Source organism: Acaryochloris marina MBIC11017, from assembly GCF_000018105.1.
Classification (GTDB): Bacteria; Cyanobacteriota; Cyanobacteriia; order Thermosynechococcales; family Thermosynechococcaceae; genus Acaryochloris; species Acaryochloris marina.
Map to the genome: position 1 here is coordinate 65,574 of NC_009930.1, position 20,512 is coordinate 86,085.

General features: G+C 45.5%; 14 protein-coding genes. 2 read left to right on the forward strand and 12 right to left on the reverse strand.

Features of this window, described 5'->3' with window-relative positions; translation table 11 throughout:
- Nucleotides 1-116: 116 nt before the first annotated feature.
- The 7 genes from AM1_RS34920 to AM1_RS42720 form a co-directional block, all read right to left on the reverse strand.
- Complete coding sequence (locus tag AM1_RS34920) at nucleotides 117-929, reverse strand: DUF2797 domain-containing protein (protein ID WP_012167989.1); 813 nt, start codon at nucleotides 927-929, stop codon at nucleotides 117-119.
- 117 nt (nucleotides 930-1,046) lie between these two features.
- A complete protein-coding gene (locus tag AM1_RS34925) occupies nucleotides 1,047-2,918 on the reverse strand; it encodes an RNB domain-containing ribonuclease (protein WP_012167988.1) in 1,872 nt (623 codons plus the stop codon).
- Nucleotides 2,919-2,975: 57 nt separating this feature from the next.
- A complete protein-coding gene (locus tag AM1_RS34930; protein WP_238549390.1) occupies nucleotides 2,976-4,475 on the reverse strand; it encodes a cytochrome P450 in 1,500 nt (499 codons plus the stop codon).
- A 367-nt stretch (nucleotides 4,476-4,842) separates the two neighbouring features.
- Nucleotides 4,843-5,619 (reverse strand): hypothetical protein, encoded by a 777-nt coding sequence (locus AM1_RS34935; RefSeq protein WP_012167986.1) that lies wholly within the window; start codon nucleotides 5,617-5,619, stop codon nucleotides 4,843-4,845.
- Nucleotides 5,620-6,055: 436 nt separating this feature from the next.
- Nucleotides 6,056-6,520, reverse strand: coding sequence for a DUF1330 domain-containing protein (locus AM1_RS38110; protein ID WP_012167984.1), 465 nt, complete (start codon nucleotides 6,518-6,520; stop codon nucleotides 6,056-6,058).
- A gap of 54 nt (nucleotides 6,521-6,574) precedes the next feature.
- A complete protein-coding gene (locus tag AM1_RS34945; protein WP_012167983.1) occupies nucleotides 6,575-7,360 on the reverse strand; it encodes an SDR family NAD(P)-dependent oxidoreductase in 786 nt (261 codons plus the stop codon).
- A gap of 9 nt (nucleotides 7,361-7,369) precedes the next feature.
- Nucleotides 7,370-7,513 carry a glutathione S-transferase family protein gene (locus tag AM1_RS42720; RefSeq protein WP_012167982.1) on the reverse strand — a complete coding sequence of 48 codons (144 nt, stop codon included), beginning with the start codon at nucleotides 7,511-7,513 and terminating at the stop codon, nucleotides 7,370-7,372.
- Nucleotides 7,514-7,639: 126 nt separating this feature from the next.
- Between AM1_RS42720 and AM1_RS34950 the strand changes: the two genes are divergently transcribed.
- Nucleotides 7,640-7,996 carry a winged helix-turn-helix transcriptional regulator gene (locus tag AM1_RS34950; protein WP_012167980.1) on the forward strand — a complete coding sequence of 119 codons (357 nt, stop codon included), beginning with the start codon at nucleotides 7,640-7,642 and terminating at the stop codon, nucleotides 7,994-7,996.
- A 62-nt stretch (nucleotides 7,997-8,058) separates the two neighbouring features.
- On the opposite strand, the gene AM1_RS34955 is transcribed toward AM1_RS34950, so the two are convergent.
- From AM1_RS34955 to AM1_RS34970, 5 genes are all read right to left on the reverse strand, one after another.
- A complete protein-coding gene (locus AM1_RS34955; protein WP_012167979.1) occupies nucleotides 8,059-8,706 on the reverse strand; it encodes a hypothetical protein in 648 nt (215 codons plus the stop codon).
- Nucleotides 8,690-9,220 (reverse strand): hypothetical protein, encoded by a 531-nt coding sequence (locus AM1_RS34960; protein ID WP_012167978.1) that lies wholly within the window; start codon nucleotides 9,218-9,220, stop codon nucleotides 8,690-8,692. The genes AM1_RS34955 and AM1_RS34960 overlap by 17 nt, the downstream gene beginning before the upstream one ends.
- A gap of 80 nt (nucleotides 9,221-9,300) precedes the next feature.
- Nucleotides 9,301-9,522: a type II toxin-antitoxin system HicB family antitoxin gene (locus AM1_RS34965; protein WP_012167977.1), complete on the reverse strand. Its 222-nt coding sequence runs from the start codon at nucleotides 9,520-9,522 to the stop codon at nucleotides 9,301-9,303.
- A gap of 32 nt (nucleotides 9,523-9,554) precedes the next feature.
- On the reverse strand, nucleotides 9,555-9,722 hold the full coding sequence (locus AM1_RS39375) for a type II toxin-antitoxin system HicA family toxin (protein WP_071820032.1): 168 nt from the start codon (nucleotides 9,720-9,722) through the stop codon (nucleotides 9,555-9,557).
- A 418-nt stretch (nucleotides 9,723-10,140) separates the two neighbouring features.
- The gene (locus AM1_RS34970) at nucleotides 10,141-15,720 is read right to left on the reverse strand and encodes a tandem-95 repeat protein (protein ID WP_012167975.1); all 5,580 of its coding nucleotides are present in this window, start codon (nucleotides 15,718-15,720) and stop codon (nucleotides 10,141-10,143) included.
- A gap of 1,099 nt (nucleotides 15,721-16,819) precedes the next feature.
- On the opposite strand from AM1_RS34970, the gene AM1_RS34975 reads away from it, so the two are divergent.
- Nucleotides 16,820-20,275, forward strand: a complete 3,456-nt coding sequence (locus tag AM1_RS34975) for a WD40 domain-containing protein (protein WP_238549391.1) — start codon at nucleotides 16,820-16,822, stop codon at nucleotides 20,273-20,275.
- Nucleotides 20,276-20,512: the final 237 nt, after the last annotated feature.

Below are 20,512 nucleotides of genomic sequence, written 5' to 3' on the forward strand. Positions count from 1 at the left end.
TCTCAACATCTCATTGAGTTAAAGCAAGGTTTGTTGGGTAGTTAAAATGATTTTAGTTGGTGCGGGTGTTACTCCAAATTTTAGAAATAAAACCTGTCCTCATGACTCAATACCCATTAAGCACGGACTTCGATTTCATATCCGGTAAACTTCCGAATATTGATGACACCCGAATCAAATATTAAATACTGTCCCTTAATACCCATCAAAATTCCACTCACTAGTGGTGTTTTGTCAAAATTAAACGAGGATATTTTTTTCGGAAATCTTTTGACTGGGTAGTTTATCTTCGTGACTGTGGCATCTAACTGATGTATCGCATTTTCACCGTATTTCTTTAAAAGCGCAAAGATGGTTTCTTGAATCTGCGGTCTAACCTCATGAGCTTTCTCATCCAATGGAATCGGATCGTTATTACCCTTTAGCATGGCTCGCCAGTTTGTTTTATCTGACATGAGTTGAGCTAACTTAACTTCAACTAAACCAGAAATATGTCGCGACTTTACTTGGTAGATGGGTAATGCTTCCGTAGCACCTTGATCAATCCAACGAGTGGGAATCTGTGATTGTCGCGTGATACCCACCTTCAATGCTGAAGTGTTGGCAAGGTAGACGACATGATCAACCATACAGTTGTGTTGACCCCATTCTGGTTCTCTACAAGTTCCCATATGAAAGTGACATTGCTCAGGTTTCAAGATGCATATATCACAAGCAGCAAGGCTTTTCATACATGGATAACAGTACCCTTGCGAAAAACTTTTACTTGTTTTTCGCCCACAATTTTGGCAATAGATTTGACCTAAAAACTCTAATTCAAGATTTTGATTGAGCAGTGGATTGAGTTGTAGCGATTGATCGCCCACTGGTAAGGTATATCCAACAACCTCATTGAGTTTCGTTTTCATTTTGCGCAAGGTACCTTGCATAATCAATGTTTCCACTCTGTTTCAAAAGTCGGGCTATCCTTCCCGACGTTATATCAAAGATTGTGATTTGGGTTGCCACCACTAGCATATATTGCATTGCACTTATAAAGACATTGATCAGCAAGCTGCAACCAAGGATTCGTCTTGGGCTAAAGTTTTCTGAAGTTGCTCTACCACTGGCCTTGCAGCTCTATGCTTTGCCGTCTTTTTACTAGAGGCAATGCCACTACCGATAATAACTTCGTCATCAACCTTGAGCCGACATTCACAGTGAAAGCCTTGCTCATGCTCCACAATCTCAAACTCTGCCTGTGGCCACTGAAGGCCCTGGCATAACTCCATGAGCAGACTCAGACAATTGTGCCCTTCCTGGTACTGCCTTAATTTATGGATCACGGGTGGAGGCTTAGGTGCAGACGGTTGGGGAATCGGAGGTGCTTCTCTATGCTCTGGATGAACTAAAGTACCTTCAAACTTAGCCTTGAGCCAAGCTAAACAAGCCTGATGTTTTGCACCCGTTTTATTCATAGAGATCCCCGGTTTAGCCGTCGTCCATAGCTGTTCGCCAATGAGAATCTCTAACCATGTCATAAAAGGTGGTTCCTGACTGACTTCAACATAAGCAGAACTGTGCCAAGCTTCTATTTGATTGAGAGCAATACTGACAATGCTGGCAGCATCATAGAGATGGTCTCCCAAGTACTCCAAGACCTGCTCTTGTAACTGCAGCTCATCCCCCAACAAGAGCAAGACAAATAAATCTTCCACGGTGACATTGCCAGACTGTAATCGAGTTTCAGCCTCAGCTTTAAGGTTTTCTCCTTGTTGATCTTCTAGGGCAAATCGGAGCAGAAGCGAGAACTCTCCTTGGGGCAGCTGGGCAATGATCTCGGGTGATTGTAGCTGAGCTTCATAGAGTTGTCGCTGCTGGGCTTTGCAATAGGTTTTATGAGTCTCCTCCTGGGCTTGAATTGTTGCTTCAATATGTTGGGAAAGCGCTTGTATGTCTTCTATGGAATAGGGATAGGATTGCCCCTTCAGGTGAGCTTTGACCATACGATGGTTGATTAAGTCTGGATATCGACGAATCGGGGAAGTGAAGTGGCAATAGGCAGATAGATTTAGGGCAAAATGCCCATGGGGTTCAGGGCCATACTCAGCCGGATTTAGCCAACTCATTAGGACGCGACGAGTATCCTCCTCAGATTGAGCATTGACGAGAGCTGCAAACTGATGGGTTTGTTCAGGGCCAATGGCTCGATGCATGTGATTCCGATAAATGGCAGGGATATTGTGCTGGTCTAACCATTGAGCCATGGCCGTATTCGCCAGAATCATAAACTCTTGAATAATCAGATAGCTCTGATACCGAGCGAAGTCCGTGGAGAGGAGATTCCCATTTTCATCTAGGTAATACCCTTCTGGCAAAGTGAGACCATCAAAATTCTTGGATTGGATTCGTCTTTGATAAAGCTGTTCTGCCCATTGCCAACACCGATAGATAAAGTTGGAGTCCGGTCGGCTGATATCCATGAGGGCTTCATCCGCTTGTTCATAAGTGAAGCGTTTATGGCTACTCAACCGGGATTCATAGACTTCAACGTTCTGAATCTCAGCGGATTGATTCAGGGTGATCTCTAGGGTGATCGTGGGTCGAAGTTGATGTTCTAGGAGACTGAGCTTATCTTCAGATAAACACCGAGGCAGCATCGGAGTGTTGTTATGGCGAAAGTACAAGGTTTGGATGCGTGACCTTGCTTCTTGATCGACGAGGCTTCCGGGTTGCACGAGTTCGGCAACATCAGCGATATGGACTGAAAGGGTTGTGAGATGCTCTTTTTCTTCAATCCAGATGGCATCATCCAAGTCTCGGGAGTGTGCTCCATCAATAGTTATCCCTGGCACTTGTGGCCGTTGATTGATGGAGGTGTGAAGGGCAATGGTCTCTGCTTCTTCAATAACAGACTTAGAGAAGGGTTTTCGAGGCATCTTGGCTAAAAGGTTGGATTCTCATACACTTTAGCGACAAAAACGGAATTGAAAGCATCATGCGGGTAATTGGACCATCTCCCGAATATTTCCCTTTACACCACCAACACCTGCAGTGAAGTTACGATCTGGGTGGTGTAAGTGCATTGGTAAACCATTCTTGGGCGCAATTGTGATGATTCCATATCGGTCAACAGAGACAGATGGTACAAACTCCATCCGAAAGGTTTGGAGCATAATAGACAGTACGATTTTGAGTTCCATCATTGCAAAAGCTGCTCCCATACATAGGCGTGAACCCGCACTAAACGGCATGTACTCCCACATATCAGGGTTGATTCGCTCCCATCGGCTTGGGTCAAAGCAATTTGGATTCTCATAGAGGTCTGGCATGTGGTGGGTGGCATAAATACTGCAATACACCTCTGTTCCAACTGGTAGGGAATATCCGCCCAAATCCACGATCTGATTGTTATACCGCCAGGTGAAGGGAGCTGGTGGGATCAGCCGTAAGCTCTCCTTGATCACGCGTTCGAGGAGCGGTAACTGGTCCAATTGGTCTAGGCGGGGAGGATCTCCTTGCAGAACGGCACCTAATTCATCCATCAGATCAGCCGCAATGTCAGGATGCTGAGAAAGTAATAACACCGTCCAACCGAGAGCAAGAGAGGTCGTCTCATGTCCTGCCGCAAACAACGAACCCACATGTCCTAACAACTCGGTTTCGCTCAAGCTTATTCCTGTCTCTTCATCCCGCGCCTGGATTAACATGGAGAGGACATCATTATCCTTAGACTGGCGTGCTCGTTTCGCTGAAATAATGCCCCTCATTTCCCTGTCAAAGCAGGCAATCAAATTTAGAAACCTTCGATAAGGTAAACCTCCAATGTCGTAAGGCATCAACGTCGTCAAAGGTTGGGAAAGGACTGCTAATGCTTGCTCCAGCAGGTGACCAACCCCTTGGCCCGCTTTACCGCTATCTTCGCCAAAGAGCGTCTTGGTGACAATCCGCATCGCAAGTAATCGTGTCTCTTCAACGAGGTTGACCGTGGTGCCAGGGCGCAGATGTGACAAGGATGATTGAGTGATATTAACCATATCTTGCCAATAGCTTTGAATGTGGCGGGTGTGAAAGGCAGGCATCATCAGCCGACGTTGAAGGCGATGTTCATCACCATTGACGCCCCAGAGGCCAACCAGAAAATGCTTGAGTGGCTGCTTCCGGTTTGAGACTGCTTCCATCGGATAGAGCGTCATGGAAAGAGGCGTCAGATTCCATTGAGAATGAGGTGTGCGGGCTTGACGAATTAAATCAGGCCCGTGGACGATAACAGTACCTGGACATTTTTCAAAAGGCGTGAACAGATTGGTCCCCCCTTGTTCGCACAGGGAGACCATTGGGCCATAGTCTTGAAATAGCTGGTTGGAGTAACCGATGGGATCTTGGGTAAATCGAAAGGTATTACCTGTTGTCCCAACTATAGGTGTAGATTTTGGTCCCGGAACGGTCCAGGCCATCTCTGTGTTGGTATCTGTAGGTGGTTTGATATTCGCCATATTTCCACTTGAACAATACGGTTGAACCAGAGTTTATCGACTTGATCTAATGAGTAGGAGCATTGAACTTTTCCAATTCTCCATTGAGTAAGTTAGAAATCCATACTTGTGATTGCAGGACCTTAAACTAGGGTACTTAAGAAGCTATACGCTGAAAACTAAGGAATGGATCTATGGATTTCCATTGTTTCTAATTTGCCGAGGCGGGACAGTTCCGCAAGCTAGTAACCCGGAAAGGGATCCGGTAGCTAGATGGCGTCAACTTAAATGATAAAACTGGGGAGATATCCGCGATGCACAGTACTCAAGAGTCTTTCAGAATAGTTCCTCTGAAAGTCAAACCAGAAGGAAAATCTGATTTTTTTAATCAAGAAACAGTCAAGGTATGCTTTGGGGATCGTTTCATTTCGAAAAATGAAAGACAAAGAGGTACTGGCAAAACTAAAAATGTATATAGATTAGCTAAGGCTTGAATGAATGCTCTATGTGTAGGATTAGTAGTTGGTTCTAAGAGTGGGTATCCAAGACCAAGAGAAAGTCCGATAATTACATATAAAAAAGTCACTACAAGTAAGAGAGAAAGATATCCTAAAGCAATTGAACGATTGTTCTTAAAAGGAAGTGCTTTCATTGCGTAGAAGTATAGGAAGTTTTCAAATGCTACTAAGAATAACAAAATCTGAAAACCGACATAAGGGAGGTAATGGTTTAGGAAATTTACTTCAGGACTCCAGACAAAGACAATTCTGAACCAGACAGTTAATAATATTTCAAGTGGCAGAAAATACAAAGCAATTAGAAAGGTATACCGAGGTGCTCTATTTTCGCGATAGGCATCCTGAATCCTTAAGAAGTTGAAGATAACATAGAGAAGAAAAGGAACCTCCCAAAATGGTAGAAGCATAGCTGAAACAGTTCGACTAGGCTCATGATCAATCACATTGCAGGCATGGTTGAACCCAAATATTTTATAAATGACTATAGTTTCTGGATCAACATCAACAACTGTGTTTGTTAAAACATATCCAATCACAAGTAGTGTGATTAAAGAGACATAAGCAATAATCCTGAGAATTTCTGGATTAAATTCCAAACTAAATGAATAATTTGGAGATGATTTCTTCCTCGAGTTCATGGCACCCATAATATTCCTTGAGACAATAAAATAAATAAGGCCTAAGGCTTTCTATAGTTGTACTGGATATATTCATACTAGCCTTTAGAATTAAGATATAATTGTCCCATTATTTGTAATTTAGAAATTCATATTGTCTCCTAGAAAATAAGTTATGTATCGGCTTGAGTCGAGGTAGACAATTTTTTCTCAAGAGATTGATAATAAGATTTATATTTAAGAATAATAGGGATACAAGTCTAAATTTTTTATCACAAGCGTAACCATTTCATCTGAAATCAACGAATCATAAGCTATAAGCCTGGATATTAGCCCAAGATTAAATCGGCTAGAATTCTCATTGACCATTTTGATCGACGGGATGGCAGAATTAATGGTCTTGACCAAAGTTTGTAGACACTTGAAAAAGGTCAACAAGAGAATATTGGATAGTACTTGCTGAATTCTAACTTGAGCACAGAATAACTTTTTGGTGTTCGCAGGCAGCCTTTCGGTGGCAGTATGCATTGCGGTAGTCCAGGTCGGTATGAAGTCCCATGAATGACTCAAGATTAGGATAGGACCCGATCGCAACTAAATCCCAGTCTTCATCCTGACCCAAGAACACTCCCTCATAGGGGCCAACCAGAAGAAACCGGCCACCCACCCTCTCCATCGTCGAGATGCTGATCGATGCGTATTGATTGAATGCGTCTTGACCTGAGATGTTTTCGCTGATCTGATGATTATCTTGAGGGTATTCCGCAATGGATCTGAACTTGAAGAAGTTAATCAGCGTAATGGGCTGATTCGCTGGTCTTTCGAGAATCAGCCGCCACTGATCGGCTTTAGGGCTTAAGTCATCGTGTCCATCTCCATACCAAACACATAGTTGTTGTACGCTTTCATCAATTTGAGAATTGACCTGCATTGCAAAAGCTCCCTGTACACTTTGGTCTATATCATGAATCAATTGATTGCTACCCTATTCGAGAACATGGCCACCTGAGCAATTGAGAACGGTGCCAGTCATATAGGCTGCCAAATCAGAGGCGGCTAAGACCATGACACCTGCTGTCTCTTGGGCTGATGGTAGTCTTTTTAACGCCGTCTTGTTTTGTTCAATAAAGGCTTGCATCTGTGCTCGGGTCAACTTCAGATTCTTACCCATTTCTGTGAACGTATAGTTGATGGTTGGCGATTCTGGCATTGCCTCTGATCGCACACCAACCACCCGAATACCGTCAGGCCCCCATTCGTTAGCTAGGGATTTTAAGAGTCCTTCCGTAGCGGCATGGGAGGCAGTAAGGGCTGGACTCCAGGGTGATCCGACTTTTGATAAGGTCGAAGTGATAAAAATAATCACGCCCTTATGTTGATGGGCCATGTGTTTATATGCGGCTTTTGCCGTCACAAACTGAGTTGCAGTTGCCGTTTTTTGAGGGATCAAAAATTGTTCCAGAGAAACGTCCACGGCTGGCTTGCCGTGATTGAAGTCGGCAGGATTGGAGCCAGTCAGGTTTGTGACAATATCAAGGGTGCCGGTCTCAGCGACGACTGCGTCTAAATAGGTTTGTACCTCATCTTCGTTCAAGGCATCGACTTGCGTCACCTCCTTGATATCGGATTGCCCAGAGCCAGAAACCCCATTCAGGCTAGAGGCAAAAACATTTGCACCTTGTTCGGCATATGCTCTGGTGACTTGCTGACCGAGATGGCCTCCAGCACCAAAGATGACCGCTGTTTTGTTGGCCAATAAGTTGTTGTTCATTTTTTGTACCTACTTCAAAAATTCAGGTGCTCCATGCTCGCGTTTGGCCCCCTGAAGATAGTGCGTTTTGTGATCTACTCCCTGGAGCGTCAGACCCACCAGTGCCCGCCACCCGCATGGAGAGCCACTGATGGTGTGAACTGTTAACGTCATTGACTGACCTTTGTTTCAGTGAGTGTCACTAGCAAGAATCATAGCTGTTTAGTTTTTAAATTCAAGTAGGCAGTTTTATCGCATATACTCATACAAATAGTACTTAGTCTAAAAATTAGAGTAAGCATGGTTTCTCAAAACAAGGCAAGCGAAAAAGTCCTAGAACCCCCTATCCCTATTATTGAGGGCGTTTGTCCGATGCCAGATATTGCTCAGCTTATTGGCGGCAAGTGGAAGCTGATCATCTTACAAATTCTGATTTTTCAAGGAACCAAGCGCTTTGGCGAACTGCGAAAGCTGATCGATGGAATCACGCAAACAATGCTCACCAATCAGCTCCGAGCCTTAGAACGCGATGGTCTCGTCAAGCGCAAGGTCTATCCTGAAGTTCCGCCCCGCGTGGAGTATTCAGCAACAAAGCGCGCGCTTGATCTAGAGGAAATGTTTCACGCTATGCATGCATGGTGGGAAAGAAACTGTTGAGACCAATTGTTCTCTGTCTCTTCTGATAAGGCCATTTCATATGTTCCTCAGGGATATGTCGTTCATAGACATCCCACCCATATCCCCTGCCCATAGAACCCTCCTCGCTGTTCCACCCGAAAGCCCCCTAAAAGCACCCCGATCAACACAGCCACAGGAGCCAGACCAAGTCCTCGTACTAAGTCACCGAACAACACAGCATCCTCTTTACCCTCAAGGAACTCTCGAATCGCACCCACCCATGCCCCCACATCTTCGACATGGCTGATCTTCAGTGCCACTTCCTCCCCACTCTCCAGCTCATCCACAAACTCCAGCACCGAGTCTTTGCTAACCTCACCCACGACCGACTCAACAGACTTCCCCGTGAATCCTTGGCGTCGCTTCCGTGACTTCGGCTGACGACAAAGATCTGACACATCCAAAAACATGGTCTGCTGAACCATCCCAGCTAAGAAATCCTCATCCAGCACTGGACCTTCAGAGTTGTATCGTTCCTCCCAACCCTGGATCATCAACTCTGCCCGCTGAAGACAAACCTCAGCCATATCCTTGATCGCATCCCCAGCTACCCTGAGCTGTTCTTGGGGAGAACGACCTTGCAAATGCTGATCCAACGATGCACACATCAAGGAAATATCAGCCTGCTCTGGTTCATCCAAAGCAGAAGCCAAAGCACTGACAAAATCTAGCTCAAGCTGAGTGTACATGGCGCTTATCCTTTAGCGGACATTCCGTGATCTCACACTCAGTTGGCTCCAAGCGGATCGGGGGTTCAAACTCCGTGATTCCGAATCGTTCTCGTAGTACCCTCAGTACTTCCCGCAAATATCGATTGACTTGAGTATTCGTCATGCCCATACAGTGTATAGGCTCAATATCGGCTAACTTCTCGCTCCCTTGCCAGACACTCACGGCTAGGGCATGGAGATGAGCATCCTTGGGCTTCTCCTTATACAGATAGAGTTGTGCCACAGGTGGGGCTTGGACTGGAACCACGATAGTTTCAACGGTTTCAATCTGTTGATGGGCCACTTTAAGATCCCGATAAAGCCCCCGTTGTTTATCGTTATTGGCTTTGCGATTCCGGTAATGAGAGCGCTTGCGAGGACAAGTCTTAGGATTCCAGCAAGCCGTTTCAGTTCCCGGACCATGCAGCCGGATCGCCTCTTGCTGAGAACGTTGTGAACAGTCCAGACATTTTTTGTTGATTGGACGAGCCACGAGAACAACATTTAGAACGACGACAATTAGACCAAACTAGATGGGAAGATTCTTGGGTTCTTCTCCATCTCCATACGCCATCAAGCCACTTGCAAGGTTTGAGGCTGAGGTAGCTCCTTCCCTTCCTGTTCGTACCAGAGACAGAGGGAATCAATCATCTCTTGCCCGTGTTGAGCTGCCTCTGAGTAAGTGGCCCCATCCGTACAGGGCTGGTTTATTTCTGGGAAGTCCGGTAGGGAAACCACATAACAGGAATCTTCATCGGACCACTGAATCAACATTTGGAACTTGCGGTTATCCATCAGGTTTCTCTTTTAAGGTTTTCAGTGCAGCGTCAACTTCTTTCTCTATATCGGGGTGCATCATCCCCATCCTTGCGAGCAATGACGATATAAGTGTCCAGTGCTGGATGCTTCCACTTACTGTGACTTCCCTTTCCGGGTTGAGCAGAAAAGCCTGCCTTGAGCAGCATGGCCTTGATGTCACGGATTTTTTTGGGCATGGCAGCTCAACCAACTGTCCTATCTAGTTTACAGGCTAGCCAGGGATAGTGACCGTTTTTTATGTAACTTTTAATGTAATCCAGATAAGAGCAATTATTTGGAGTAGGAATTTCCGCAAAATTACCTCTGCTGTCAGAGCAAGGGTTTTGAAAAGTCAATTCTATATTTGGACGACACTTCTGGAATTAGCATCATGAATCTTATGTATCTAAATTAGTGATCACTTGAGCATATTTTGTAGTGCAATCTATGTCGTGTATTAGATGTCGTGTACAACCCTAATCTCTGACATCCCGCCAGCCCATCTAGTTGAGTTTGATATGGAGATATCAGCGCTGAGCAAGCCTAGAATTCCCCACTTCCAAAACGGTTTGATTAGAGAACGGTTGAGGAGCTCCACCCCAACCGTTCTGGGATTTAGAGGGTAAAGTTGGCCTCATCAATGGAGGTGATGCTGTCAAAAGTGATTCGACCACCGCCCAAGGAAGCAAGATTTAACCGTAAGTTACCTCCCACTAATCGAGCATTGGCATCGTTAGAGTCAATAACACCATCACCATTGGTATCAATATCCGAGATGCCGATGGCAAAGCTACTCAAGTCGATCTGGTCGGCATTGCCATTGAAGTCCACGACAGTATCTCGGCCAAAGTCTCCGGCAAAGATAAAGGTATCATCCCCACCATTCCCCTGAAGCAGGTCGTTGCCTGCCCCACCGTTGAGGCTATCTGCTCCACTACCACCAACGAGGGTATCACGACCATCCCCTCCTGTGAGGACATCATCATTCCCACCCCCGAGAAGGCTGTCATTACCTGAACCACCATTGAGGGTATCATTCCCACGGTTGCCTTCAATTATGTCAGCACGGTTAGACCCAGTAATGTTGTCATCACCACCGCGACCTTGGATAGTCGCATTCGTCAGATTGATATCGGTAAAATCCCAGGTTTCTCCCACAGTTCCAGCCCCTCGAATGTTAAAGGCTAGATCCCCTTCACGGTTAATGACTTCAATCCCAGAAGTTGCATCAAAGGTGGCGGTGAGGCCATTAAAGTTCTCCACTAGGGAGGTGATTCTATCGGTGCCAGTGGTCCCTGTATCTTGGTAGATATCCCGGTCATCACCAGCATCCCAGAGGTAAGTATCTGCCCCATTGCCGCCATCTAGAATATCTGAGTTGTTACCCCCATCTAAGGTATCTCTGCCATTGCCCCCATTGAGGGTATCTAGACCATTACCTCCATTTAGGCTATCGGCACCGGACCCACCATTGAGAATGTCATCACCATTACGACCCTCTAGGGTGTCTCTACCACCATCACCATTAAGGATGTCATTATCTCCTCTTCCAATGAGGGTGTCATTTCCACCCCGACCGTTGATGGTATCCGCTAGACCAGTCCCTAGGAGGAAATCGGCTTGGGAGGTGCCCTCTAATAGTTCATTGAGGCCATTGATGGTAATGGTGACGGTGCCCGCGCCTGTACCATCAAGGGAAGTAACGCTGAAGGTTTCAGTGAGGCTCTCTCCCAAGCCTAATTCCTGAATCGCTGCTTGGGTATTGTCTGCCGTGTAGTTCCAGAACCCGTCAGCATCTACGGTGAAGGTGCCGTAGGTACCTATCAAGGTTTCTGCGGTTGCAAAGGCTTCACCTGGATCTGAATCTGTGACAATTACTTGGCCGGAGGTAGTTAGGGTATTGGGGTCATCATCTTCGGTGACGGAGCCAGAGTCATCTGTGACGGTGGCGATGTCATTGGTGCTCCCCACAGTAATATTGACTGTTGCAGTATCAGTGCCCCCATTGCCATCACTGATGGTGTAGGTAAACGCATCTGATCCTGTGTAGTTGGCATCAGGGGTATAGGTATAGGTGCCATCGTTGTTATCCACCAGGGTGCCATTACTCGGAGTGGTAACGCTATCAATGGAGAGTGTATCTCCATCAATATCGGTGTCATTGCCTAGGAGTAGAGCAGCATCAATAACAACGGCAACATCTTCATCGGTGGTGACCGTGTCATCGGCAGCAATGGGAGCATCGTTGACGGGATTCACGGTAATGTTGACGGTGGCCACGCTGGTGCCACCATTGCCATCACTGATGGTGTAGCCAAAGCTGTCTGTGCCAAAGAAGTCAGGATTTGGGGTGTAGGTGAAGTCTCCATTGGCGGAGATAGAGACGGTGCCATTGCTTGGATCCGTGTTGTCAATAACGGAGAGAGTATCCCCATCAAGGTCTGTATCCAGTCCTCCGCTGCTGCCGTCTAAGACATTGCCCGTGATGGCAACATCTTCATCGGTGGTCACGGCATCATCTACTGCAACGGGTGGATCATTGGTGCTTCTCACAGTAATATTGACTGTTGCGGTATCAGTGCCCCCATTGCCATCACTGATGGTGTAGGTAAACGCATCTGGTCCTGTGTAGTTGGCATCAGGGGTGTAGGTGTAGGTGCCATCGTTGTTATCCACCAGGGTGCCATTACTCGGATCCGTAACGCTACCAATGGAGAGTGTATCTCCATCAATATCGGTGTCATTGCCCAGGAGTAGGGCGGCATCAATAACAACGGCAACATCTTCATCAGTGGTGACTGTGTCATCGGCAGCAATGGGTGCATCATTGACAGGGTTGACTGTGATGTTGACGGTGCCTGTATCAGTGGCAGTGCCATCCGTGACGACGTAGTCAAAGGAGACTGAACCGTTGTAATTAGCATCTGGGGTGAAGGTGATATCCCCAGTGGCTGAAACATTGACGGTACCGTTGGTGACGGCTATCGATTGAGCAGTTCCTGGGGTTAGTGCAATCCCTACAATCGATTCAATACTCAGGGTATCGCCATCGAGGTCTGTGTCGTTGCCTAGTAAGTCAAGGACGGCTGTGGTTGTATCTTCGGCGATGGTGAAGGCATCATCTACTGCGACGGGCGGATCATTACTATTCTCAAATCTGAATTGGGTACCATCTGATGAAGTTAAGTTAATTCCTAAATCATCAGAAGTAAAATCGATAGTGTTGACTAAAGTAATTAATAAAGTTCCCTCACCAAAGCTAGCACCATCCTGGGCATGAAATTGAGTACGATCATTGAATGAAACAACATCAACACCTTGAAAACCATTGAAGCTCAGAATATCTCCACCCACACCTCTAACAAATTGATTAATGGTATCTGTGCCATCCCCAAGGTTGTAAGTAACTGTATCGGTATCGGTATCAGCGCCTAGATTAATTAAGTCATCCCCAGCCCCCCCATCAATAACATCATTACCACCAAACCCATCTAAGGTGTCATCTCCATCTCCACCATTGAGTGTGTCAGCATTGGCGTCGCCTTTTAAGGAATCAGCTTGGTTGGTACCTGTGATATCAAAATTCTCAAAGTTAGCATTGACGGAAGTTGTGTTGCCTCCAGTAATAAAGGAGGAGCTCATAGTGATGCCTGAGGAGATTAAATCCGAAAAGTCTGCAACTAAGAGATCTGTACCCTCTCCTCCATCTGCAGTGTTTGATCCTAAACCGGCATTGACGGTGTCATTCCCTTCTCCAGCTCTAATGACATCATCACCAGCACCTGTGTTGATGACATCATCACCAGCACCTGTGTCGATGCTATAGTCTCGGAAGTTGACATAGTTAATCGTATCGTCGCCACTACCAGTTAACAGGTTTTCAATCGTTTCGATATTGGCAATGGATAAGCCACCTGTATTGATGGTTTTGCTACTCGTATCATCAATATTGAGCGCGTCAGTAGTACTCGAGAAATCTGCCTCGATGAGTAAGTCATCCCCAGCCCCCCCATCAATAACATCATTACCACCAAACCCATCTAAGGTGTCATCTCCATCTCCACCATTGAGTGTGTCAGCACTGGCGTCGCCATTTATGGAATCAGCTTGGTTGGTACCTGTGATATCAAAATTCTCAAAGTTAGCATGGACGAAAGTTGTGTTGCCTCCAGTAATAAAGGAGGAGCTCATAGTGATGCCTACGTTTAATTCCGAAAAGTCTGCAATTAAGAGATCTGTACCCTCTCCTCCATCTGCAGTGCCTGAACCTAAACCGGCATTGACGGTGTCATTCCCTTCTCCAGCTCTAATGACATCATCACCAGCACCTGTGTTGATGACATCATCACCAGCACCTGTGTCGATGCTATAGTCTCGGAAGTTGACATAGTTAATCGTATCGTCGCCACTACCAGTTAACAGGTTTTCAATCGTTTCGATATTGGCAATGGATAAGCCACCTGTATTGATGGTTTTGCTACTCGTATCATCAATATTGAGCGCGTCAGTAGTACTCGAGAAATCTGCCTCGATGAGTAAGTCATCCCCAGCCCCCCCATCAATAACATCATTACCACCAAACCCATCTAAGGTGTCATCTCCATCTCCACCATTGAGTGTGTCAGCACTGGCGTCGCCATTTATGGAATCAGCTTGGTTGGTACCTGTGATATCAAAATTCTCAAAGTTAACATGGACGAAATTGAAATTTGAGCTGCCTGCAGTAATAAATGAGGAGCTCATAGTGATGCCTACGTTTAATTCCGAAAAGTCTACAACTAAGAGATCTGTACCCTCTCCTCCATCTGCAATGCCTGAAGCTAAACCGGCATTGACGGTGTCATTCCCTTCTCCAGCATCAATGGTGTCATTCCCACCACTAGAGGTGATGATGTCATCTCCGGCACCTGAGCTGATGATGTCATCTCCTGCACCAGACTCGATATTATTGTTACCATCACCACCATCAATAGTGTTATTACCATCACCAGCATCAATAGTGTCATCTCCGGCACCAGACTCGATAGTATCGTTACCATCACCAGCATCAATAGTGTCATCTCCGGCACCAGACTCGATAGTATCGTTACCATCACCACCATCAATAGTGTTATTACCATCACTACCTACGATAGTGTCATCGCCACCACCGCCGATTAGCGTATCAGCATTAGTTCCCCCTATCAAAGAATCATTTAGATTAGTTCCAGTAATATCAAAATTTTCAAATTCAGAGCTGCTATAAAATTCAGTATTTATAAATTCCTGGAATGAACCTGGTGGGTCATCTTGAATTAGTGCACTCGAACCACTGGTAGTGACGTTAACACCAAATTCAACCAAAACTTCGGTTGGAACCCCTAGCAAATTTGTTAAAAAAATTGCCCTTACCCCTTGTGAGTAATCAGCAATCAGCAGGTCAGTACCTTCATCGCCATTAACAGAATCAGTTGGAATAGGGTTATTAATGGAATCACCAAACCCAAAACCACTGCCACCCCCAACTATAGTGTCATTTCCACTACCCCCATCAATGCTGTCAATACCTGTACCCCCATCAATGCTGTCGTTTCCAGCACCACCATTAATCGTGTCATCTCCGCCACCACCCAAAATAGTGTCATCGCCGTTACTACCATTAAGGACTTCATCTCCAGGCCCACCAATAATTTCAGCCTGTTCAATTTGAATTAATTGACCATCTAAATTGATGATTGCGGTATCATCCTCGGCTTTCAATTGCTGTAATGCAGATGGACTCAGCTCCTGTCCCAACACCAAAGCAGAAAAAATTGCCCCTTCATCCCCAGGACTGTCCACAGAATTCAGTTGAGAATCAATAAAATGACCAATCTCTTCTAGCAAGACTTGAACAATGGTTTCAGGGTTCGCGGCATTGAAAGATATAAGTTCCTGAGATAAATAAATCGTGTTGGTATCGGTCGAAAAAGCTCCATTCGCACCGTTAATCTCAGCAGCTACCCGAATTTCAATATTAGGTAGTTCACTGTAGTCACCATCAGCCCATGCTTGCTGCAAGTCTGCCGCCGCATCATTGCTGAAAGTACTACCAAACGCCAACTGAAGCTTGTCTAGGAAGTTATCGTCAAGGGCAAATGATTGAAGACGTTTGAATGTTTCTGACATCACTACTGCAGAAAGCTCAGTCCCCATTGCTTGATAATTACTTTTCATGAATTATTTCCTAAATTAATTTAGTGCTAATGAGAAATTAAAGATCTTACTTTCGGGTTAGAACTCCGGATTCTGACAACGAGTTAGCTTTGAGGCAGCAAAAACTCTAACTACAGCAATTCCCATGAATATTTATTCCGCTTCCTTTAAACTTCCATTAACCGGGTAAATTGCCGATATACATTGATTATGAACTGGAGGACTCGGGTCTCAACGGACATAGTATTTATTCCAGAAAATACATATTAGAAATAAAGACAGCCCAAGATTACTCCCGTAAAACCAGCAAGATAATTTAGTACTGTTAATAGCAACAGCACTAAAAAAATTACGAGGACAAAAATAATTTCAAAAACCTCCGGGTTACTGATATTTCAGCACCTTCAGCCCTTAAATAAGCCTCGATTACCAATCCAATAAAGAGAGAGAACGACGCTCCTAAAGTCTGCTCTTTGTCTCTGGCTTGGGCGATGGAGATAACCTATCCTTAATGCCTTAACAAGCATTAAGGATAGGTTATCTATGGGGTTAAGAATTCAGAAAAACTCTGATAAAATTCGCATAAATAGCATGACAATGTTCGATTTACTAACAGCAGATAAAAAAGAAACACACATTTAGTACTCTATTTTGCAAATGGGATGTAATAATCACCAAATCATTCCAAAGTATCAAGAACCCATCATTATTGAGTATATCGCTCAGAAAACTCTGAAAATCATATCGAATTCTAATTGAACAGTTAAACGAAAGAGATAATTAATTTTATTTCATTGCTAATTATTTAATTACGGATTGTAGGCTATCTTACATTGACCTAGGAAATAATCGAGTAACTAAAGGTATCCAAAAGTAACCTCTTGAGAACCAGGAGATGTTAATTAATGTTTCTTCGTTCTTCAAAAGTCACTAGAATACTTGTGAAGAGATTAACAATATATGGATAGACTTTGCCTAAATTATGCCCTTTACCCCTGAAGAAGCTGTTATTTCCTTAAATAGAATCCTGTCAGCGAAAAATATAGATTTTAGGCTGAGTGACGTCCAATCTCTTATTTTCTCGGGGTGCTGGGAAAATAAATCCTATGCCCAAATAGCGATGGATTCAGGGTATGAGGCGAATTACATCAAGAAAGTTGGATCTAATCTTTGGCAACAACTCTCCACCGTCTTTGCAACGAAAGTCACGAAGAACAATATCCGGGTGATCCTAACAACGCACCTACAAGATACTCATAACCTTTCCCTTCCCGCTGTCACCCCTGATCATCACGCCCCCCATCTAGACTGGGGAGATGCCAATCCCCTCTCCACATTCTGGGGCCGTCAGCAAGAATTGATGACCCTTGAGCAATGGGTAACGCAGGATCGATGTAATCTCATTACCATTCAAGGCATTGGCGGTATTGGCAAATCAGCCCTTGCGGTGAAGTTGGCCCACCAGTTACAAGATCAGTTTAATGTCGTGATCTGGCGCAGCCTTAAAAACTTACCCCCCTTAACGGAGTTGATGGCTGATCTGCTTCTTGGGGTCTCTCACCAACAATTGACTGAGATCCCAAATACGCCATCAGAGCTGATTTCGCTGTTTGTGAACTATTTGCAGCAACAGCCCTGCCTGATTGTTTTGGATAATGCAGAAAGCCTGCTCCAGACGGGGGAACAGTTTGGCACCTATCAACCCGGTTATGAAGACTATGGCAAGTTCTTACGGCAGATAGGTGAAGCAGTCCATCAGAGCTGTCTGCTATTGACCACTCGGGAACTCCCAGAAGAAATCGCCATCCTGGCCGGAGAGTTGCTCCCGATTCGGGTTCTGAAATTGGCGGGGCTGGGGACGGCCTCTGCCCACCAGTTATTAGAAGCTAAGGGATTGATGGGAACACCTGAAGGGACAACCGCTTTGATCAATTTTTATCGAGGTAATCCCTTAGCGCTGAAAATCGTAGCAACGTCGATTCAAGATATTTTTGCGGGGAATATTGCAGAGTTCTTAGACCAGGGCAACATTGCTTTTAAGGGGATTCAGCGACTACTCCACCAGCAATTCCAGCGCTTATCTGACCTGGAAGTAAAAGTGATGAACTGGTTGGCCATCCATCGAGAACCGATGACGCCCAAGCAGCTATTAGATGATTTGACTGAAAGCTTTTCCCCAGGGCTCCTCTATCAAACTCTGGAAGCGTTGAGTCGGCGATCGCTGATTGAGCAGGGTATCCCGATTCAGCATGAAACGGAGGCACCCTCCCTTGGGTTCACGCTTCAACCGATGGTGATGGAGTATATCATTGACCAGCTGGTTGCTGAATTTAGTCAAGATATCGTTAACCATCAATTCAGCTCCCTCAACCAATATGCCTTGGTCCAAGTTATAGCCCATGAATATGTTCGTGAAACTCAAATTCGTTTGATGGTTGAACCTATTCTGCAACGCTTGGAGAAAACCTTTAAAGATTCAACCCGATTGGTGCAGCACCTCAAGCAATTCTTGGCCCAGATGCAGACCTCTTCTCTCACAATCCACTATGCTGCGGGGAATGTTCTGAATCTCCTGCGCCGTTGTGAGGCGGATATATCTGATCTGAATCTATCTCAGTTAACCATTCAGCAAGCTGATTTGCGGTCCTTGAAATTGCACCGGGTCAATTTTGCTCAGGCTGATCTAAAAACGACGCTGTTCTCTGAAACTCTGGGCAGTATTTTTGATCTAGCTTTTAGCCCTGAGGGTGATGTTTTAGCCATTGCGACGAATGAAGAGGTAAAGCTATACCATTACCCTCAGCTTCGTGAGTTTGCATCTCTGGTTGGCCATCGGATATTGGTCTGGTCCTTGGCTTTTAGTGAAGATGGCTTGCTCCTGGCTAGCAGCGGGATCGATCATACGATCAAAATCTGGAATGTCAGCACAGGGCTCTGCCTCCATACGTTAGAAGGCCATCAGGCTGGCGTATTTTCTGTTGCTTTTGAACCACAGGGGAGCAAAGGATCTGAAGATTATATCCTTGCCAGTGCAAGTCACGATGGCAGTGTGAAATTGTGGAATGTCAGCCAACAAATATGTCTCCAAACCCTCCAAGTGGAGAACAAGCTACCCCGCAAGGTTTCTTTTGACAGCATTGGCGAGAAATTTGTAGTGGGTTATGTGGATGGGAGTATTCGTGTTTCGAACTCAGCCTTGAGTGAAGAATGTTGGCTCCCCTCCGATATTGGAAGCCCAGAGTCTCCTCTCAGTTTCAACCCTTCAAATCAGACGCTTGCGATGGGGTATGGGAACGGGCTCATTAAGCTCTGGAATGTGTCGCTCCAGCAATGCGAGAACGTCCTCGAAGGCCATACCAGCCCCATTTTGTCATTGGAATATTGTGCGAATGGTCAAATTTTAGCCAGTGGTTCGGCAGATAATACGGTCCGACTATGGGACGCCCAAACTGGGCAGTGTCTTAAATGCTTACTGGGTCACTTTTCTAGAGTATCCGCTATTGCCTGGCACCCTAGTACTAGGTCTCTGGTAAGCGGTAGTGAAGACAGCACGGTTAAGGTTTGGAACAAGCAGTCAGGACAATTAATGAAGCATATCTATGGTCATAACGATTGTGTCTGGACCATCGCCTTCAGTCCAAACCAACCGATCATCGCGGTTGGAAGTAACGACCGAGGGTTGAGAATTTGGGATACCCAAACAGGGCAATGTTTGCACGATCTAGCGGGCCATACAGGGCGAGTTAAAACCGTGGCGTATAGTGCTGATGGCCAGTTGTTAGTTAGTGTCACGTATGGCTACGAGATCAAGGTATGGGATCCAGAAGAAGGGAGGTGTTTACAGACGCTTCAGACCTCGGGGAAATGGTGTTGGGACACGGCTTTGAGCCATGATGGGAGGACCCTTGCTATGTCTGGGGGAGATAATGAGATCCAACTGAAGAATCTGGGTACAGGACAACAGTTGGCCCCTCTCGTTGGCCATCAAGACTATTCCCTTGGAATCGCCTTTAGTCCTGACAGTCAGCGAATTGCTTCAACTAGCTGGGACCAAACGGTCAAGCTATGGGACCTATCAACTGGCGAATGTCTCCAAACTATTCCTGACGATGATTGGGCATGGACGTTGGCCTATCACCCCTTTGAGCCACTGGTAGTGACAGGGTGCAATGGGGGCACTGTGAAACTATGGGATATCACGAATGGACAGTGCCTAAATGTTCTAAAAGGACATCAAGGGCTTGTTATGACCGTCTGTTTCAGTCCTGATGGTCAAACTATCGTCAGTGGTAGCGCAGATCGCACTATCAAACTTTGGGATCGGCATACTGGACAATGTCTTCAAACTCTTGTAGGTCATGCTGATGGCATTTTTACGGTTGCTTTTTCATCGTTCAATCAGACTTTGGCGAGTGGTAGTGTTGATGAATCAGTTAGGATATGGGATTTCAAGTCAGGGGAATGTTTGCAGACCTTACGCTTCCCCAGATTGTATGAAGATATGAATATAAGAGAGGCTCGGGGGTTGACTTCAACTCAAATCAACCGATTGAAGAAGTTAGGCGCAACTGTGTAGGGTAAACATCAGTATGTTTCAACGAAGAATTTGGAAATTGTACTAAAAGCTCTCGAAATTATTTGATTTTTAATATTGTGGTCTGTGGGTGCCATTGCGCCTCAAACAATTCGCGCCAACATAAAATATTGGGGCCATATCTTATGTTGACGCGAAACAGCTGCTCAGTTATTTGGAGTACAATCTCCATTGATGGCATCCCAACCCGTTACAGCGTCTTGCTCCTAGACTTTCCCA

What these genes read in the sequence shown, in the direction of transcription:
- AM1_RS34955 (WP_012167979.1), bottom strand. Translation starts at nt 8,706, where the DNA reads ATGTACACTCAGCTTGAGCTAGATTTTGTCAGTGCTTTGGCTTCTGCT.
- AM1_RS34970 (WP_012167975.1), bottom strand. Translation starts at nt 15,720, where the DNA reads ATGAAAAGTAATTATCAAGCAATGGGGACTGAGCTTTCTGCAGTAGTG.
- AM1_RS42720 (WP_012167982.1), bottom strand. Translation starts at nt 7,513, where the DNA reads ATGACGTTAACAGTTCACACCATCAGTGGCTCTCCATGCGGGTGGCGG.
- AM1_RS34945 (WP_012167983.1), bottom strand. Translation starts at nt 7,360, where the DNA reads ATGAACAACAACTTATTGGCCAACAAAACAGCGGTCATCTTTGGTGCT.
- AM1_RS34965 (WP_012167977.1), bottom strand. Translation starts at nt 9,522, where the DNA reads ATGGATAACCGCAAGTTCCAAATGTTGATTCAGTGGTCCGATGAAGAT.
- AM1_RS39375 (WP_071820032.1), bottom strand. Translation starts at nt 9,722, where the DNA reads ATGCCCAAAAAAATCCGTGACATCAAGGCCATGCTGCTCAAGGCAGGC.
- AM1_RS34935 (WP_012167986.1), bottom strand. Translation starts at nt 5,619, where the DNA reads ATGGGTGCCATGAACTCGAGGAAGAAATCATCTCCAAATTATTCATTT.
- AM1_RS34975 (WP_238549391.1), top strand. Translation starts at nt 16,820, where the DNA reads ATGGATTCAGGGTATGAGGCGAATTACATCAAGAAAGTTGGATCTAAT.
- AM1_RS34925 (WP_012167988.1), bottom strand. Translation starts at nt 2,918, where the DNA reads ATGCCTCGAAAACCCTTCTCTAAGTCTGTTATTGAAGAAGCAGAGACC.
- AM1_RS34920 (WP_012167989.1), bottom strand. Translation starts at nt 929, where the DNA reads ATGCAAGGTACCTTGCGCAAAATGAAAACGAAACTCAATGAGGTTGTT.
- AM1_RS38110 (WP_012167984.1), bottom strand. Translation starts at nt 6,520, where the DNA reads ATGCAGGTCAATTCTCAAATTGATGAAAGCGTACAACAACTATGTGTT.
- AM1_RS34930 (WP_238549390.1), bottom strand. Translation starts at nt 4,475, where the DNA reads ATGGCGAATATCAAACCACCTACAGATACCAACACAGAGATGGCCTGG.
- AM1_RS34950 (WP_012167980.1), top strand. Translation starts at nt 7,640, where the DNA reads ATGGTTTCTCAAAACAAGGCAAGCGAAAAAGTCCTAGAACCCCCTATC.